Origin of the sequence: Streptomyces sp. B3I8, from assembly GCF_030816915.1 — a bacterium.
Taxonomy (GTDB): Bacteria; Actinomycetota; Actinomycetes; order Streptomycetales; family Streptomycetaceae; genus Streptomyces.
This window is the reverse complement of the sequence record NZ_JAUSYN010000002.1, coordinates 4160931-4175999: the sequence shown is the minus strand read 5'-3', so window position 1 is coordinate 4175999 and position 15069 is coordinate 4160931. Positions and strand designations below refer to the sequence as shown.

The 15069-nt window shown below is 70.2% G+C and carries 20 protein-coding genes and 1 pseudogene; 4 read left to right on the top strand and 17 right to left on the bottom strand.

Going from position 1 to position 15069, the window contains the following annotated elements; genetic code table 11:
- Position 1 precedes the first annotated feature (1 nt).
- From rplE to QFZ64_RS20670, 15 genes are all read right to left on the bottom strand, one after another.
- Positions 2-559: a 50S ribosomal protein L5 gene (gene rplE, locus QFZ64_RS20740; RefSeq protein ID WP_307067891.1), complete on the bottom strand. Its 558-nt coding sequence runs from the start codon at positions 557-559 to the stop codon at positions 2-4.
- Positions 559-882, bottom strand: a complete 324-nt coding sequence (gene rplX / locus QFZ64_RS20735; protein WP_006140904.1) for a 50S ribosomal protein L24 — start codon at positions 880-882, stop codon at positions 559-561. The genes rplE and rplX overlap by 1 nt, the downstream gene beginning before the upstream one ends.
- A 2-nt stretch (positions 883-884) precedes the next feature.
- The gene (rplN, locus tag QFZ64_RS20730; protein WP_003974257.1) at positions 885-1253 is read right to left on the bottom strand and encodes a 50S ribosomal protein L14; all 369 of its coding nucleotides are present in this window, start codon (positions 1251-1253) and stop codon (positions 885-887) included.
- Positions 1254-1467: 214 nt separating this feature from the next.
- Positions 1468-1755, bottom strand: a complete 288-nt coding sequence (rpsQ, locus tag QFZ64_RS20725) for a 30S ribosomal protein S17 (RefSeq protein WP_003992363.1) — start codon at positions 1753-1755, stop codon at positions 1468-1470.
- Positions 1755-1979 (bottom strand): 50S ribosomal protein L29, encoded by a 225-nt coding sequence (gene rpmC, locus QFZ64_RS20720; protein ID WP_003998824.1) that lies wholly within the window; start codon positions 1977-1979, stop codon positions 1755-1757. The genes rpsQ and rpmC overlap by 1 nt, the downstream gene beginning before the upstream one ends.
- On the bottom strand, positions 1979-2398 hold the full coding sequence (gene rplP, locus QFZ64_RS20715; RefSeq protein WP_006140905.1) for a 50S ribosomal protein L16: 420 nt from the start codon (positions 2396-2398) through the stop codon (positions 1979-1981). Before rplP ends, rpmC begins: the two co-directional genes overlap by 1 nt.
- Before the next feature lie 5 nt (positions 2399-2403).
- A complete protein-coding gene (gene rpsC / locus QFZ64_RS20710; RefSeq protein ID WP_307067886.1) occupies positions 2404-3243 on the bottom strand; it encodes a 30S ribosomal protein S3 in 840 nt (279 codons plus the stop codon).
- On the bottom strand, positions 3243-3590 hold the full coding sequence (rplV, locus tag QFZ64_RS20705) for a 50S ribosomal protein L22 (RefSeq protein ID WP_030619142.1): 348 nt from the start codon (positions 3588-3590) through the stop codon (positions 3243-3245). Before rplV ends, rpsC begins: the two co-directional genes overlap by 1 nt.
- A 42-nt stretch (positions 3591-3632) precedes the next feature.
- Positions 3633-3914 (bottom strand): 30S ribosomal protein S19, encoded by a 282-nt coding sequence (gene rpsS / locus QFZ64_RS20700; protein WP_030619138.1) that lies wholly within the window; start codon positions 3912-3914, stop codon positions 3633-3635.
- A 12-nt stretch (positions 3915-3926) separates the two neighbouring features.
- Positions 3927-4763: a 50S ribosomal protein L2 gene (rplB, locus tag QFZ64_RS20695; RefSeq protein ID WP_086560683.1), complete on the bottom strand. Its 837-nt coding sequence runs from the start codon at positions 4761-4763 to the stop codon at positions 3927-3929.
- Positions 4764-4814: 51 nt separating this feature from the next.
- Positions 4815-5234, bottom strand: coding sequence for a 50S ribosomal protein L23 (gene rplW / locus QFZ64_RS20690; protein WP_307067883.1), 420 nt, complete (start codon positions 5232-5234; stop codon positions 4815-4817).
- On the bottom strand, positions 5234-5893 hold the full coding sequence (gene rplD / locus QFZ64_RS20685) for a 50S ribosomal protein L4 (RefSeq protein ID WP_307067881.1): 660 nt from the start codon (positions 5891-5893) through the stop codon (positions 5234-5236). The genes rplW and rplD overlap by 1 nt, the downstream gene beginning before the upstream one ends.
- A 7-nt stretch (positions 5894-5900) precedes the next feature.
- Positions 5901-6545, bottom strand: a complete 645-nt coding sequence (gene rplC, locus QFZ64_RS20680; RefSeq protein ID WP_006140912.1) for a 50S ribosomal protein L3 — start codon at positions 6543-6545, stop codon at positions 5901-5903.
- Between the two features lie 17 nt (positions 6546-6562).
- On the bottom strand, positions 6563-6871 hold the full coding sequence (gene rpsJ, locus QFZ64_RS20675) for a 30S ribosomal protein S10 (RefSeq protein WP_003948644.1): 309 nt from the start codon (positions 6869-6871) through the stop codon (positions 6563-6565).
- A gap of 512 nt (positions 6872-7383) precedes the next feature.
- A complete protein-coding gene (locus QFZ64_RS20670) occupies positions 7384-7875 on the bottom strand; it encodes a MarR family winged helix-turn-helix transcriptional regulator (RefSeq protein WP_307067877.1) in 492 nt (163 codons plus the stop codon).
- A 118-nt stretch (positions 7876-7993) separates the two neighbouring features.
- Here QFZ64_RS20670 and QFZ64_RS20665 point away from each other — a divergent pair, with 118 nt between their 5' ends.
- Together QFZ64_RS20665 and QFZ64_RS20660 are read left to right on the top strand one after the other, a co-directional pair.
- A complete protein-coding gene (locus QFZ64_RS20665; protein ID WP_307067875.1) occupies positions 7994-9514 on the top strand; it encodes an MFS transporter in 1521 nt (506 codons plus the stop codon).
- 281 nt (positions 9515-9795) lie between these two features.
- Complete coding sequence (locus tag QFZ64_RS20660) at positions 9796-11970, top strand: PIG-L family deacetylase (RefSeq protein ID WP_307067873.1); 2175 nt, start codon at positions 9796-9798, stop codon at positions 11968-11970.
- 135 nt (positions 11971-12105) lie between these two features.
- Here the strand turns inward: QFZ64_RS20660 and QFZ64_RS20655 are convergent, their stop codons facing one another.
- Positions 12106-12315: a DUF397 domain-containing protein gene (locus QFZ64_RS20655; protein ID WP_307067871.1), complete on the bottom strand. Its 210-nt coding sequence runs from the start codon at positions 12313-12315 to the stop codon at positions 12106-12108.
- The gene (locus QFZ64_RS20650) at positions 12312-13196 is read right to left on the bottom strand and encodes a helix-turn-helix transcriptional regulator (protein ID WP_307067870.1); all 885 of its coding nucleotides are present in this window, start codon (positions 13194-13196) and stop codon (positions 12312-12314) included. Before QFZ64_RS20650 ends, QFZ64_RS20655 begins: the two co-directional genes overlap by 4 nt.
- Before the next feature lie 146 nt (positions 13197-13342).
- Between QFZ64_RS20650 and QFZ64_RS20645 the strand changes: the two are divergent.
- Together QFZ64_RS20645 and QFZ64_RS20640 are read left to right on the top strand one after the other, a co-directional pair.
- Positions 13343-13810: pseudogene (locus QFZ64_RS20645) on the top strand (ATP-binding protein); the annotation flags it as partial.
- Between the two features lie 255 nt (positions 13811-14065).
- On the top strand, positions 14066-15064 hold the full coding sequence (locus tag QFZ64_RS20640) for a helix-turn-helix domain-containing protein (protein WP_307067866.1): 999 nt from the start codon (positions 14066-14068) through the stop codon (positions 15062-15064).
- Positions 15065-15069 lie beyond the last annotated feature (5 nt).

Here is a 15069-nt window from a genome sequence, read left to right as displayed (position 1 = left end):
CTCACGCCTCCTTGAAGGGGAAGCCGAGGTGACGGAGGAGCGCGCGGCCCTCGGCGTCGTTGGTCGCCGTGGTCACCACGGTGATGTCCATACCCCGGGTGCGGTCGATCTTGTCCTGGTCGATCTCGTGGAACATGACCTGCTCCGTGAGACCGAAGGTGTAGTTGCCCCGGCCGTCGAACTGCTTGGGGGACAGACCGCGGAAGTCGCGGATGCGCGGCAGCGCGAGCGACAGGGTGCGGTCCAGGAACTCCCACATGCGGTCGCCACGGAGCGTGACGTGGGCGCCGATCGGCTGACCCTCGCGCAGCTTGAACTGCGCGATGGACTTGCGGGCCTTGGTGACGGCCGGCTTCTGACCGGTGATGGTGGTCAGGTCACGGACGGCACCGTCCATGAGCTTGGAGTCACGGGCGGCGTCGCCGACACCCATGTTGACCACGATCTTGACGAGACCGGGGATCTGCATGACGTTCTCGTACTTGAACTCGTCACGCAGCTTGCCCGCGATCTCCTCGCGGTACTTCGTCTTGAGACGCGGAGTCGTGGTGGTAGCCATCAGATGTCCTCACCCGTCCGCTTGGCAACGCGGATCTTGTTGCCGTCCTCGTCGAAGCGGTAACCGACGCGCGTGACGACCTTGTTGCCGTCCTTCTCCACGACCAGCTGGACGTTGGAGACGTGGACGGGGGCCTCGGTGGTCACGATGCCGCCGGCCTGCGAGCCGCTGGCGGTCGGGCCGGCCTTGGTGTGCTTCTTGACCCGGTTGACACCCTCGACCAGGACGCGGTCCTCGCGGGGGAAGGCCGCGATGACCTTGCCCTGCTTGCCCTTGTCCTTACCGGTGATGACCTGGACCAGGTCGCCCTTCTTGATCTTCATGCTCACAGCACCTCCGGCGCGAGGGAGATGATCTTCATGAACTTCTTCTCGCGCAGCTCACGGCCGACGGGGCCGAAGATACGGGTGCCGCGAGGGTCGCCGTCGTTCTTCAGAATGACGGCGGCGTTCTCGTCGAAGCGGATGTACGAGCCGTCCGGACGGCGGCGCTCCTTGACGGTGCGAACGATGACCGCCTTGACGACGTCACCCTTCTTCACGTTGCCACCGGGGATCGCGTCCTTGACGGTGGCGACGATGACGTCACCGATGCCCGCGTAGCGGCGACCGGAGCCACCGAGCACACGGATGGTGAGAATTTCCTTCGCACCCGTGTTGTCGGCGACGCGCAGTCGCGACTCCTGCTGGATCACGTCTATCTCCTGATTGTCTGCCGGTTCCCGCGGGGCGCCGTGTGTGGCGGCCCTGCGAGCCTGGCGGAACCGTCCTGCGGGCTGCTCCCGCAGGAATTACTTGTGCCTCTCAGGCGGGCGACCCGCGCCGGGGGTTCGTGCTCCCGGGCCCTCAGGGGGTCCGGGCGCGGAACCCCCGGCGGGGGGGGCAGCGGGGGAGGTGTCCCCCGCTTGATTACTTCGCCTTCTCGAGGATCTCGACGACGCGCCAGCGCTTCGTCGCGGACAGCGGCCGGGTCTCCATGAGGAGGACACGGTCGCCGACACCCGCGGCGTTCTGCTCGTCGTGCGCCTTGAGCTTGTTGGTACGGCGGATGACCTTGCCGTACAGCGCGTGCTTGACGCGGTCCTCGACAGCGACGACGACGGTCTTGTCCATCTTGTCGCTGACGACGAGACCCTCGCGGGTCTTGCGGAAGCCGCGGGCCTCTGCAGTCTGCTCAGTCACGTTGCTCTCACTCATCAGGCGCTCTCCACCGTCTCGATGCCCAGCTCGCGCTCACGCATCAGGGTGTAGATCCGCGCGATGTCCTTCCGGACGGCCTTCAGCCGACCGTGGTTCTCGAGCTGACCGGTCGCCGCCTGGAAGCGGAGGTTGAACAGCTCTTCCTTGGCTTCGCGGAGCTTCGCCAGAAGCTCCTCGTCACCCAGTTCGCGCAGCTCGGACGCCTTGGTACCGGCCGACATCACGCTTCACCTGCCTCGCGCTTGACGATCCGGCACTTCATCGGCAGCTTGTGGGCCGCACGAGTCAGCGCCTCACGGGCGATCTTCTCGTTGGGGTAGGACAGCTCGAACATGACCCGACCCGGGTGCACGTTCGCGATCCACCACTCCGGCGAACCCTTACCGGAACCCATGCGGGTCTCGGCCGGCTTCTTCGTGAGCGGGCGGTCCGGGTAGATGTTGATCCAGACCTTGCCGCCACGCTTGATGTGGCGGGTCATCGCGATACGGGCCGCCTCGATCTGGCGGTTGGTCACGTACGCCGGCGTGAGGGCCTGAATGCCGTACTCGCCGAACGAAACCGTAGTACCGCCCTTGGCCTGACCACGGCGCTTCGGGTGGTGCTGCTTGCGGTGCTTGACCCTACGGGGGATCAGCATGTCGGTCAGGCCTCCGTTCCGGTGCTCTCAGCCGGAGCGGCAGCGGCGGCGGGAGCGTCGGCCTTGGGGGCCTCGGCAGCCGGCGCGGACTGCTGCTGCGGCTTGCGGCCGCGACCGCCACGCTCGCCACCGCGGCCACCGCGGGCCGGACGGTCGGCACCGCCGCGGGCCGGGCGGTTGCCGGCGCGGGCGGCCGCGTTCTCGGCGCGGACCTCGGCGATGTTCTTGACGTCGCCCTTGTAGATCCAGACCTTCACACCGATGCGGCCGAAGGTCGTCTTGGCCTCGAAGAAGCCGTAGTCCACGTTCGCGCGGAGCGTGTGCAGGGGCACACGGCCCTCGCGGTAGAACTCCGAGCGGGACATCTCGGCGCCGCCGAGGCGGCCACCGCACTGGATCTTGATGCCCTTGGCACCGGCCTTCATCGTGCCCTGCATGCTCTTGCGCATGGCGCGACGGAAGGAGACGCGGGAGGACAGCTGCTCGGCGACGGCCTGGGCCACCAGCTGAGCGTCCGTCTCCGGGCTCTTGACCTCGAGGATGTTCAGCTGGACCTGCTTGCCGGTCAGCTTCTCCAGGTCACCGCGGATGCGGTCGGCCTCGGCGCCGCGGCGGCCGATGACGATGCCCGGACGGGCCGTGTGGATGTCCACACGGACGCGGTCACGGGTGCGCTCGATCTCGACCTTGGAGATGCCGGCGCGCTCCATGCCGGACGTCATCATCCGACGGATGGCGACGTCTTCCTTGACGTAGTCCTTGTACAGCTTATCGGCGTACCAACGCGACTTGAAGTCGGTGGTGATGCCGAGCCGGAACCCGTGCGGGTTTACCTTCTGGCCCATTACCGGGTTCCTTCCTTGCTGCTGACGACCACGGTGATGTGGCTGGTCCGCTTGCGGATCCGGTAGGCACGGCCCTGGGCGCGCGGCCGGAACCGCTTCAGGGTCGGACCCTCGTCGACGTAGGCCTCGGAGATGACGAGGCTGTCGGCGTCGGTGTGGTCGTAGTTGTGCGCGGCGTTGGCGATGGCGCTGTCCAGCACCTTGCCGACCGGCACGCTCGCGGCCTGCGGGGCGAAACGCAGGACCGCCTGAGCCTCCGTGGCGTCCATGCCACGGATGAGGTCCACCACGCGGCGGGCCTTCATGGGCGTGACGCGGATGTACCGCGCCTGGGCCCTGGCTTCCATGGTTGTCCCTTCAGTGTTTGTCATGGTCATTCCACCCCGCTGTTAGCGGCGCTTCGACTTCCGGTCGTCCTTGACGTGACCCCGGAAGGTGCGCGTCGGCGAGAACTCGCCGAGCTTGTGGCCGACCATCGACTCGGTGACAAACACCGGGATGTGGGTCTTGCCGTTGTGCACCGCGATCGTGTGGCCGAGCATGGCCGGGACGATCATCGAGCGACGGGACCAGGTCTTGATGACGTTCTTGGAACCCGCTTCGTTCTGGACGTCCACCTTCTTGATGAGGTGGTCGTCGACGAAGGGCCCCTTCTTGAGACTGCGCGGCATCTGAACCCGCTCCTAGCGCTTCTTGTTCGTCTTGCGGCGGCGGACGATGTACTTGTTCGACGCCTTCTTGGGCGAACGAGTACGACCTTCCTTCTTGCCCCACGGGGACACCGGGTGGCGACCACCGGAGGTGCGGCCCTCGCCACCACCGTGCGGGTGGTCGACGGGGTTCATGACCACACCACGCACGGTCGGGCGGACGCCCAGCCAGCGCTTGCGTCCGGCCTTGCCCCAGTTGATGTTCGACTGCTCGGCGTTGCCGACCTCGCCGACCGTGGCGCGGCAGCGCTGGTCGACCAGGCGGATCTCACCGGACGGCATGCGGAGGTGGGCCATCGAGCCCTCCTTCGCGAGCAGCTGCACCGAAGCACCGGCGGAGCGGGCGAACTTGGCGCCGCCGCCCGGCCGCAGCTCGATGGCGTGCAGCGTGGTACCGACCGGGATGTTGCGCAGCGCGAGGTTGTTGCCCGGCTTGATGTCGGCGCCGGGACCGTTCTCGACGCGGTCGCCCTGCGACAGGCCACGCGGGGCGAGGATGTAGCGCTTCTCACCGTCGGCGTAGTGCAGCAGCGCGATGCGCGCGGTGCGGTTGGGGTCGTACTCGATGTGCGCGACCTTCGCCGGCACGCCGTCCTTGTCGTGACGACGGAAGTCGATCACGCGGTAGGCGCGCTTGTGTCCGCCACCCTGGTGGCGAACGGTCACACGACCGGAATTGTTACGGCCGCCCTTGCTGTGCAGGGGACGGACCAGCGACTTCTCCGGCGTGGACCGCGTGACCTCGACGAAGTCGGCGACGCTGGCGCCACGACGGCCAGGAGTCGTCGGCTTGTACTTGCGGATACCCATTGTCTCTCAGTCCTCGGAAAGTTCCGATTATCTGGACGTTCCGAACCTCCGTCAGGAGGTCGGACCGCCGAAGATGTCGATACGGTCGCCCTCGGCAAGGGTCACGATCGCGCGCTTGGTGCCGGCACGCTGACCGAAGCCGGTGCGGGTGCGCTTGCGCTTGCCCTGCCGGTTGATCGTGTTGACCCCGGTGACCTTGACCTCGAAGACCGCCTCGACGGCCTGCTTGATCTGGGTCTTGTTGCTGCCCGGCGCGACGATGAACGTGTACTTGTTGTCGTCGAGCAGGGCGTAGCTCTTCTCGGAGACGACCGGCTTCAGCAGCACGTCACGGGGGTCCGTGAACGACTTGCTGACCGGGGTCTCGACCGTGTTCTTGCCCTCGGCGGCGTGGCGGCGCGCCTTGGCGACGCGCGCGGCCTTGGCGGCCTTGGCCGCCTTGGAGGCGATGGACGGGTGACGCGTAGCCATCAGGCCTCGCTCCCTTCGGTGTCGTTGGCCTTGTTCGGGCCGGCGACGAAGGACTCGAAGGCGGCCTGGGTGAAGACCACGTCGTCCGAGACGAGAACGTCGTACGTGTTCAGCTGGCCCGGCTCCAGGATGTGGACCTGGGGCAGGTTGCGGGCGGACAGCCACGCGGCCTCGTCGGCGCGGTCGATGACCAGGAGCAGGTTCTTGCGCTCCGAGATCTTGCCGAACAGCGTCCGAGCGGCCTTGGTGGAGGCGGTCTCGCCCTCGATCACGCCGGTGACGACGTGGATCCGGTTGTGGCGGGCCCGGTCGGTGAGGGCGTGGCGCAGGGCCGCGGCCTTCATCTTCTTCGGGGTCCGCTGCGAGTAGTCACGCGGCTGCGGGCCGTGGACGACGCCACCGCCGGCGAACTGCGGCGCACGGGTCGAACCCTGACGGGCGCGGCCGGTGCCCTTCTGGCGGTACGGCTTCTTGCCGCCACCGCGGACCTCGCCGCGACGCTTGGTCTTGTGCGTGCCCTGGCGGGCAGCGGCGTTCTGCGCGACGACGACCTGGTGGATCAGCGGGATGCTGATCTTCTCCACGCCGAAGATCTCCGCGGGGAGCTCGACGCTACCGGTCTTCTCGCCGGCAGGCGAAAGGATGTCAACAGTGCTCATCGGTTCCTCAGGCCCCCTTGGCCGCGGTGCGGACCAGGACGAGGCCGCCGTTCGGACCGGGAACCGCGCCCTTGATGAGCAGCAGACCCTTCTCCGCGTCAACGGCGTGGACGGTCAGGTTCTGGGTGGTGACCCGCTCGTTGCCCATGCGGCCCGCCATGCGGAGGCCCTTGAACACGCGGCCCGGGGTGGCGCAGCCACCGATGGAGCCCGGCGAGCGGTGCTTGCGCTGGGTGCCGTGACCGGCGCCGAGGCCCTTGAAGTTGTGACGCTTCATGACACCGGCGAAGCCCTTGCCCTTGCTCTTGCCGGTGACGTCGACCTTCACGCCGGACTCGAAGACCTCGGCGGTGACTTCCTGGCCGAGCGTGTACTCGGCGGCGTCGGCCGTGCGGATCTCGACGAGGTGACGGCGGGGGGTGACGTCCGCCTTGGCGAAGTGGCCCTTGAGGGGCTTGTTCACCTTGCGGGGGTCGATGTCGCCGAACGCGATCTGGACGGACTCGTAGCCGTCGGCGTCGTTCGTGCGGACCTGGGTGACGACGTTGGGACCGGCCTTGACGACGGTGACCGGGACGACACGGTTGTTCTCGTCCCACACCTGCGTCATGCCGAGCTTCTCGCCCAGGATGCCCTTGATCTGCTTGGTCATCTTCAGATCACCGGCCTTCAGAGCTTGATCTCGATGTCGACACCGGCCGGGAGGTCGAGTCGCATCAGAGAGTCAACGGTCTTGGGGGTCGGGTCGAGGATGTCGATCAGGCGCTTGTGCGTGCGCATCTCGAAGTGCTCGCGCGAGTCCTTGTACTTGTGCGGCGACTTGATGACGCAGTACACGTTCTTCTCAGTGGGCAGCGGCACCGGGCCCGCGACCGACGCACCAGTGCGCGTCACCGTCTCGACGATCTTCTTCGCCGAGGAGTCGATGACCTCGTGGTCGTAGGCCTTGAGCCGGATGCGGATCTTCTGTCCCGCCATGGCTACTCAGTAGTCCTGTCTCTCGTAACGCTCTGGAACCCGGGGGCTTGTGCTCCCCCTCTCGCTCTCCGACCCACGCGGTCGGGCGTGTCGCGCTTCCGCTGACACAGATGTCCCTTGTTCGAACATCCCTGCTCTGGGAAGTGCGGGCCCTTCCGGAACCGCGGACCGAGGGCGAGAGGCCCACCGGGCGCCTGGCCGGTACCCCGCTGACACTTCCCGGAAGATTCCCGTACGTCCGCCCCAGAGCTGCCCGAGGGCAGTTGGGACGACGAGTACTGTGGGACTCGCTTCCGGTCCTCCCGGCGGGAGGCGCGCAGCATCGGCACTCGACCGAGCAACCCCGCTAGTCTGCCATACGGGGCGCTTCGCGCGCCAATTGAGCGCAGGAGAATACCCCGGGAGTGACGCGGATCAAACCAACGGGGGGTTGCACGGCGTGCGGAGGCACGGTTCGGTGCCCGCGCCGGGGCCGAGCGGTGACACGGTTCACGTGTCAGTGGTGACGCGTTTCACGGGCCGGGCGGCGGGCAGTTCGGGCGGTTCCCCCGGCCGTGGGCCGCGTACAGGGTGCGCAGCGCGCCGGTCAGCACGGCGGCCGTCTCCGCGTCCAGTGGGGCCAGGAACTCCCGTTCGACGTCCAGCCGCGCCTCGTCCGCGGCGCGACGGCACCGCGCCCCCTCCTCCGTCAGCATGACGACGTTGCGCCGCCGGTCGCGCTCGCTGCGGCGCCGTTCGACGAACCCCTTGTCCTCCAGCGCGTCGATGATCGCCACCATCGTCGTGCGGTCCACCCCGAGCCGTCCCGCGAGCTCCATCTGCGACCACTCCTGGCCGTCCCCCTCGATCGACGAGAGCACGCCGAGCTCGCGCGGGTTCATCCCGTAGGGCTCCAGCGCCGCCGTCATCCGTTCGCTGAGCCGGAAATAGGCGTGCTTGAACAGATAACCCAGCCTCGCGGAGAGGTCACCGGAGAGGTCACCGGGGAGATACGCGCCCGTCATGGAGGTAGCGTATCCTGGCACCTGACGATCAGCGTCACTGACGATCCGCGCAAGTGACGGTCCGGGCCGGGAGCCCGAGCGACGACCCTCACGAATCCAAGGAAGCGACACCCCGCGAATGAGCGACTCCTCGCCCGCCGAGGCCGTACGCACGGCCCCGGCACCCCCCTCCGGCACCGCCGTCGAGGCACCGGACCCCCGTCGCTGGTGGGGTCTGGTGATCATCGCGCTGGCCCAGCTGATGGTCGTCCTCGACGCGACCATCGTGAACATCGCGCTGCCGTCCGCGCAGAAGGCGCTGGGCATGACCGACGGCAACCGCCAGTGGGTCATCACCGCCTACACCCTCGCCTTCGGCGGTCTGCTGCTGCTCGGCGGCCGCGTCGCCGACCGTGTCGGCCGCAAGCGCACCTTCATCTTCGGCCTGATCGGCTTCGCCGTCGCCTCCGGCATCGGCGGCGCGGCCGGCAGCCCCGGCATGCTCTTCGCCGCGCGCGCCCTGCAGGGCGTGTTCGGCGCCGTCCTCGCGCCCTCCGCGCTGTCCCTGATGACCACGACGTTCACCGACCCGCGCGAGCGCGGCAAGGCGTTCGGCATCTACGGCGCCATCGCCGGCGCGGGCGCCGCGCTCGGCCTGCTGCTGGGCGGCGTGCTCACCTCGTACGCGAACTGGCGCTGGTGCCTGTACGTCAACATCCCGATCGCGATCGTCGCGGTGATCGGCGCGGTCGTCCTGCTGCACGACCGCCCCGGCCACAGCGAGGCCAAGCTGGACGTGCCCGGCGTCATCCTCGGCTGCGGCGGCCTGGTCGCCGTCGTCTACGGCTTCTCCGAGGCCCAGCCGCGCGGCTGGAGCGACGCCCTGGTGCTGACCCTGCTCTTCGGCGGCCTGGCGCTGCTCGTGGCGTTCGTTTTCTGGCAGACGAAGGCGAAGTCCCCGCTGCTGCCGCTGCGCATCCTCAGCGACCGCAACCGTGCCGGGTCCTTCCTGACGATGGCGCTCGCCACGATCGGCATGTTCGGTCTGTTCCTGTTCATGACCTACTACCTCCAGGGCATCCTCGGGTACTCCCCGGTCAGGAGCGGTCTGGCGTTCCTGCCGATGTCCGCGGCGATCATCACCGGCTCCACCCAGATCTCCGCCCGGCTGCTGCCGCGCGTGCCGGCCCGTGCGCTGATGGTGCCCGGCATGCTGCTCGCGGCCTCGGGGCTCCTGGTGCTGACCCAGCTCGGCGTCGACTCCTCGTACGCCACGCACATCCTCCCGGCCGAACTGCTGCTCGGGCTCGGCATGGGCCTGACCTTCATGCCGGTCTTCTCCACCGCGACCCACGGCGTCCGTCCGCAGGACGCGGGCGTGACCTCCGCGATGGTCAACACCTCGCAGCAGGTGGGCGGTTCGCTCGGCACCGCGCTGCTGAACACGATCGCCACGTCGGCGACGTCGACGTACATCGGCGGCCACCTCACCGATCCCTCGCGCAAGGCGCAGGTGGTGCGCGAGGGCATCGTGCACGGCTACACCCACGCCATCTGGTGGGGCGTGGCGGCCATGCTGATCGCCGCCGTGGCCTCGGGCGTCCTGGTCACCGCCCGCCCCCAGGGCCGCGGCGCCCCGGCCGGCGCGGGCGCGCACTGACGGCACGTCACCGAGCGGTATCGACGGCCGCCGTACGCAGGGCAACTGCCCTGCGTACGGCGGCCGTCGGTCGTTCGTGCCCCCTCCCGCGGTGATCGACATCACGCCCCCGGGTGAACGGAAGGCGTCCCCCCGGGGAACCCTCGCCGCCTCGCTCCCCTCTCTTCATTCGGAGGCCGCACGGACCGGCGCGCAGGGCGCGACGGGATCCGTACGGCCCGAGGATCACGGAGCACCGCAGCGCACCCGACCGCTGCAAGGCGGCGATCGGAGTGTGGAGCATGCGGTTCAGGCATGCCCGGGCTGCGTGGGCAGACAGGGCGAAACGACGCACGGAGGACAGTGCGGGCACCGGTACCGGCACCCCCGGTATCGACACCGCCGGCCTCGGCACCCCGGGAACGGGCAGGTCGGGGGCGGCCCGGCGGGCCGTGCTCGTCGGTGGTGCGGTGGGGCTGGGCGGGGCCGTCGTCGGGTACGGCCTCTCCCGGGTCGGCGGCACCTCCGCCAAGGCACCCACCGCCGGGTCCGCCCCCGTCACGGGGCGCCCCGCCGTGCAGGGCCGGCGTGCCCTGGTGATGCAGGTCCTCGCGCATCCGGACGACGACCTGTACTTCATGAACCCGGACACCCAGTACGCGATGGCCGCCGGCGCCCCGCTGGTCTGCGTGTACGTCACCGCGGGCGAGGCCGACGGCGTCAACAAGGTTCCCGGGCGCCCACACCCGCCCGCCGACAAGGCCGCCTACTCCTCCGCCCGCCACCAGGGCCTTCGGCAGAGCTACGCCACCCAGCTCGGGCTCCCCGTCTTCACTCGATGGGAGGAATCCTCCCTCACCCTGCCGGGCGGGCACCAGGCCGAGCTGAACACCCTCGAACACCAGGGCCGCCGCGTCGAACTCGTCCATCTCGACCTCGCCATGCACACGCCCTTCCGGCGCATGGGCGTGCCCGCGCTGTGGCGGCAGACCGGGCTGCGGCTGACCACCGTCGTCGCCGACGGCTCACCGGTGCGGCGGGTGCGCTCGTACGACCACGACGACCTCCTCGACGTCCTCGTCGGGCTGTTCGCGCACTACCGCCCCACCCTGGTGCACACCCTGGACCCCGACCCGGACATCCAGCTCAGCGACCGGATCACCCGCATCCGCGACAGCGAGCAGCCCGGCTACTCCGACCACGCCGACCACACCGCCGTCGCCTCCTTCACCTGGGCCGCGCTGGCCCGCTGGGCGCGGACGGCCGGGCCCGACGGTCCGCCGGAGTTCACCACCGTCGCCTACCGCGGCTACTACAACCACCACTGGCCGGACAACCTTCCGCCCGCGGTCCTGGACGCCAAGGCCGCGCACCTGGTGCCGTACGGCGGCTCCCCCGAGTGGAAGTGCGGCAACCCCGCCGGCTGCGGCGACTACAACGTCGGCGGCGACCGGCCGCTGCGCAACCGCAAGCGCTGGGTGCGCTCCACGCACTACCGTCACCCCGGCCCCCGGCTCGCGCTGACCGAGGCGGCGGGCGGGCGGCTGACCGCGTACGGGGTGCTCGGCATGCGGGCGGTGCGCTGGCAGGAGGGGGCGGACGGGACGTTCGGCGAGCCGTCCGACCTCGGCGGCGGCCCGCTCGCGCCGGCGCTCGGTTCGGCGGTGCTGGACGACGGCCGGCTGCTGCTCCTGGCGCTGCGGTTCGCGTCCGTCGTAGGGCTCGGCGGGTCCGACACCCGGGAGATCGTGCTGCTGGAGCAGCGCGCGCCGGGCGGCGCCTTCAGGGCGTGGACCGGGCTCGGCAACCCCGAGGGCGCCGACGCGAACCGGGGCCGGCGCATCGGCGTCCCCGTCGCGGTCACCGCGCCCGACGGCCGCGTCCACCTCTTCGTGCGCAACGCCGACCAGGGCATCAGCACCCGGGTCAGGGAGACCGGCGGGGCCTGGTCGCCGTGGCGGAACCTCGGCGGCGGGCCGGTGCAGGACGGGCTGACCGCGGTGGTCGGGGCGGACGGCCAGGTGCACGTGTACGCGCCCGGCCGCGACGCCGTGCACCACTGGACCCCGCAGGGCCCCTCCCCCGTCCCCGGCGTCCAGAGCGGACCGGCGGTCCCGGCCGGCGCGATAGCCGTGGCGGACGGACACCTGTACTACCGTCCGCCCGCCTCCCCCACGCTCCTCGCCCCCACGGGCGCAGCGGTGTCCTTCCCGGGCTACGGCCCCGTCACCGCGGCAGGCACCCACCTGCTGGGCCGCGGGCTCGACGGCCGGCTCCGCCTCGTCCACCGCACCACCGGCAAGCACGCCACGTCCACGACGGACTCCCTGGACGGCTTCGTACTGCACAGCTCCCGCCGCCGCGGCCCGGTGGCGGCGGGCCTGACCCCGGAGGGCCGCCCCTGGCTCTGGCAGCCCAACCCGACACCGGACCCGTCGTCGTCCGACGGCCCGGGGTCCCCGGCGCGCAAGGTATGAGGCGGCGGCCGAGACCCGGACTCCGGCCGACCGCCCCGGACCCTGGATGACTCCCTGGGCGAGCATCGCGTCGGCCACGCGTTCGCGCCCCGCACCCGGCGCCGACCAGGGGTGGGGCACGCTGCCGTTGAGGGGTCAGCCTTCCGAGGCGTACGCCACGAAGTGGGCCCAGGTGCCGGGCCCGAGCTCCAGCCGGGGACCCTCCACGTTCTTCGAGTCGCGGACATGCACGGTGCCGGGGGTGACGGCAAGCTCCACGCAGGAGTTGCCGTCGTTGCCGCTGCTGTAGCTGCTCTTGAACCACGCCAGCTCGGAGGCGTCCCCGGCAGTGGGCTTGCGGATCATGTTTCTCCCAGCAGTTGCTCGATGAAGGTCAGCGACTCCCGTGGCGAGAGCGCCTGAGCCCGGATGGTGCCATACCGCAGCTCAAGGATGCGCAGGTGTTTGGGTTCCGAGGTCGGCCGGCCGTTGAACGCGCCATCGGAGCGGCCCACCGCTGATCCGTCCGCGAACTTCAGAAGCTCGATCTTGCCGTCCATGCCGGAGTGCGTCTCGCAGTTCAACGGCATCACTTGAAGTACGACGTTGTGCAACTGCCCCACCTCCGACAGGCGTTCGAGCTGCTGGCGCCACACCATTGTGCCCCCGATAGGCCGCCGTAGGGCCGCCTCTTCCAGGACCCAACTGAGGGCAGGCGCGGGTGAACGGTCGAAGACCGAAGCACGAGCCACTCGCGCGGCCACCATCCGCTCCACCTCGTCCGGGGAGTACGGAGGCTGCATGGCCTTGAACAAGGCCCTTGCATGGTCGGCGACCTGCAGAAGGCCGTTGATGCCGTTGCTCTCGTAGATGCCGATCTCTACCGCCTGGGCCTCCAACTTGGCCAGTTCCCGAACTCGCTTCGGATACCGGACCTTCCTCACGTCCGCCCACGTCGCCGCGATGAGCCCACCCGCGTCCAGGACCTCGTCGGCCCTGACGAGGTAGTCCTGCCGGGGGATCCGTTTCCCGCCCTCCACCTTGTAGACCAGGTCCTCCCCGTACCCGATCGCCGCCCCGAACTCGGCGGCGCGGAGCCCCGCCGCCTCCCTCCGCAGCTTCAACTGCCGCCCCACCGTGGTGATCACGGCTACGCCCCACTCGTCGTCGGGGTCCACCTCCCACCCCGGCTCGTCCGCCCCGTCCGTCTCCGGCCTCGTCCGTACCGCCTCGCCGTCCACCGACATGCCGCGCTCCTCCGTAGTCCCGCGTCGTACCGCGACGCCCTACCCGTAGCAACGGTGCCGACGGTCCGGACAGCACCGGACAACCCGCCGACAGTCACGGTACGCAGCCGCCCAGTCACTCTTCACGGTAAGCGCGCTCAGCCACGCTGAGTGATGTGAATCAGGAAATCGCCGTAACCGAGGCCACGGCCCAACCGGCCGACCAGTTCCCCCACTTCACCGTGCTGCTGTCCGCCACGCGGCGCGGAGCCCGGCTGGCCCGCCTGCTCACGGAGGCGCAACTGCGCCACTGGGGGCTGCCCACGGAGACCGCGAGCCAGCTCGTGGCCGAACTGGCGGCCAACGCCGCGACCCACGGACGCGTCCCGGGGCGGGACTTCCGGCTGATGCTCCACGTGATCGGCGGCACGCTCCGCATCGAGGTCACCGACACGCGCGGTGACCGGCTCCCCGAGCTCCAACACCCGCAGGAAACCGCCGAGTCGGGGCGCGGGCTGCTCCTCGTCGACGCGCTCGCGGACCGGTGGGGAGTCACCGAGGACCGGTTCCCGCGCAAGACCGTGTGGGCCGAACTGTGCTGCTCATGGCCGGAACCCGCGCCCACGGGACCCGGTACCGCAGGCGGTCTTCCCGTAAAGGACCTGGGGGAGAAAGAACCCGACCAAGCCCCACCCTTCCCGCCCGTCGGTCAGCACATGGGAGCCGCTCACTCGGCCGGGTGAACATCGCCGGTTCGGCTGGATTTCGGCACCCCCGACGGCCCTACTCTCAGCGCACAGAGCGGCGCATATGCGTCGGCCCCCGGCCGGGACACGCAATCCCGATCGAGGGCCTGACCATCGAGGAAGACAACCCAGAAAGGCTTCCCCATGGGTGCCCAGAACCCTAGCGCTCCCACGCGCCCCCAGTCAGCCGATACCGCCGACAAACCCCCCTCCCGGGCGCATTCGCACCCCGGCCGGCGCCCCGGCCCGCGCGCCTTCGGCGTCACCCACGAGAACACCCGGCACACCTCCCGCTTCACGGTGATCGGCAACCACCTCGCCCAGCACCCGGAGCTGTCGCTGATCGCCATCGCGTTGGCCGTGCACATCCAGTCGCTGCCGAGCAACGCCCTCGTGGACATCAAGACCCTCGCCACGCGCTTCCCCGAGGGCCGCACCCGCATCGCGGCGGGTCTGCGCGAGCTGGAGGCGCACGGCTACCTGCGCCGCGAGCGCGAACGCACCCCGTCCGGCCGCATGATCACCCGCACGGTCTCCTGCAACCAGCCGGGGGCATCCCGCCACCACGCCCCCACCCGGACACCACCGCCGGAGCCACCCCCGCCGCCTCCGCAACCGAAGCCGCAACCGGCCGTGCAACCGGAAGCGGCAGCGGAAGCGGAAGCAGCAGGCGTCCCCGGCGCCGCGACCGACACCGAAACCCACCGGCCGCGCGGGAAGCGCAAGCCGCACCCCCTCCCGCCCGTGCCCCGGCCGCCCTGCCACTCCCCGACCATGCTGGAGAGGGCCACGGCGTTCCTCTGCGGCCTGCGCCGCCACGACCCCCGCCTGATGCTCTCCGCCTGCGACACGGCCCACCTGGCGCCAGGCGTCGTCGCGTGGATGCAGTACGACGTGCCGCTGTCCGCCGTACGCGCCGCCCTGACCTCCGACCTGCCGCCCGAGGACGATCTGCGCCGCCCGGCCGCCCTGCTGGCCCACCGCCTCACCGCCCTGCTACCGCCTCCGCCCCCGGTCCGGGCCCCGGCCGACCTCTCGCCGCAGCGGCACCCCCTGCACAACTGCGACGGCTGCGACCGCGCCTTCCGCGCCCCCGAATCGGGCCTGTGCGGCGACTGCCGTGCGGCAACCACTCACCCCTGACAACC

Coding starts and splice junctions, on each gene's coding strand:
- rplP (WP_006140905.1), bottom strand. CDS start 2,398: ATGCTGATCCCCCGTAGGGTCAAGCACCGCAAGCAGCACCACCCGAAG.
- rplX (WP_006140904.1), bottom strand. CDS start 882: ATGAAGATCAAGAAGGGCGACCTGGTCCAGGTCATCACCGGTAAGGAC.
- rpsJ (WP_003948644.1), bottom strand. CDS start 6,871: ATGGCGGGACAGAAGATCCGCATCCGGCTCAAGGCCTACGACCACGAG.
- rplC (WP_006140912.1), bottom strand. CDS start 6,545: ATGACCAAGCAGATCAAGGGCATCCTGGGCGAGAAGCTCGGCATGACG.
- rplE (WP_307067891.1), bottom strand. CDS start 559: ATGGCTACCACCACGACTCCGCGTCTCAAGACGAAGTACCGCGAGGAG.
- rplB (WP_086560683.1), bottom strand. CDS start 4,763: ATGGGTATCCGCAAGTACAAGCCGACGACTCCTGGCCGTCGTGGCGCC.
- QFZ64_RS20665 (WP_307067875.1), top strand. CDS start 7,994: ATGAGCGACTCCTCGCCCGCCGAGGCCGTACGCACGGCCCCGGCACCC.
- QFZ64_RS20650 (WP_307067870.1), bottom strand. CDS start 13,196: ATGTCGGTGGACGGCGAGGCGGTACGGACGAGGCCGGAGACGGACGGG.
- rpsC (WP_307067886.1), bottom strand. CDS start 3,243: ATGGGCCAGAAGGTAAACCCGCACGGGTTCCGGCTCGGCATCACCACC.
- rplV (WP_030619142.1), bottom strand. CDS start 3,590: ATGGAAGCCAGGGCCCAGGCGCGGTACATCCGCGTCACGCCCATGAAG.
- rplW (WP_307067883.1), bottom strand. CDS start 5,234: ATGGCTACGCGTCACCCGTCCATCGCCTCCAAGGCGGCCAAGGCCGCC.
- rpmC (WP_003998824.1), bottom strand. CDS start 1,979: ATGTCGGCCGGTACCAAGGCGTCCGAGCTGCGCGAACTGGGTGACGAG.
- rplD (WP_307067881.1), bottom strand. CDS start 5,893: ATGAGCACTGTTGACATCCTTTCGCCTGCCGGCGAGAAGACCGGTAGC.
- QFZ64_RS20655 (WP_307067871.1), bottom strand. CDS start 12,315: ATGATCCGCAAGCCCACTGCCGGGGACGCCTCCGAGCTGGCGTGGTTC.
- QFZ64_RS20660 (WP_307067873.1), top strand. CDS start 9,796: ATGCGGTTCAGGCATGCCCGGGCTGCGTGGGCAGACAGGGCGAAACGA.
- QFZ64_RS20640 (WP_307067866.1), top strand. CDS start 14,066: ATGGGTGCCCAGAACCCTAGCGCTCCCACGCGCCCCCAGTCAGCCGAT.
- QFZ64_RS20670 (WP_307067877.1), bottom strand. CDS start 7,875: ATGACGGGCGCGTATCTCCCCGGTGACCTCTCCGGTGACCTCTCCGCG.
- rpsS (WP_030619138.1), bottom strand. CDS start 3,914: ATGCCGCGCAGTCTCAAGAAGGGGCCCTTCGTCGACGACCACCTCATC.
- rpsQ (WP_003992363.1), bottom strand. CDS start 1,755: ATGAGTGAGAGCAACGTGACTGAGCAGACTGCAGAGGCCCGCGGCTTC.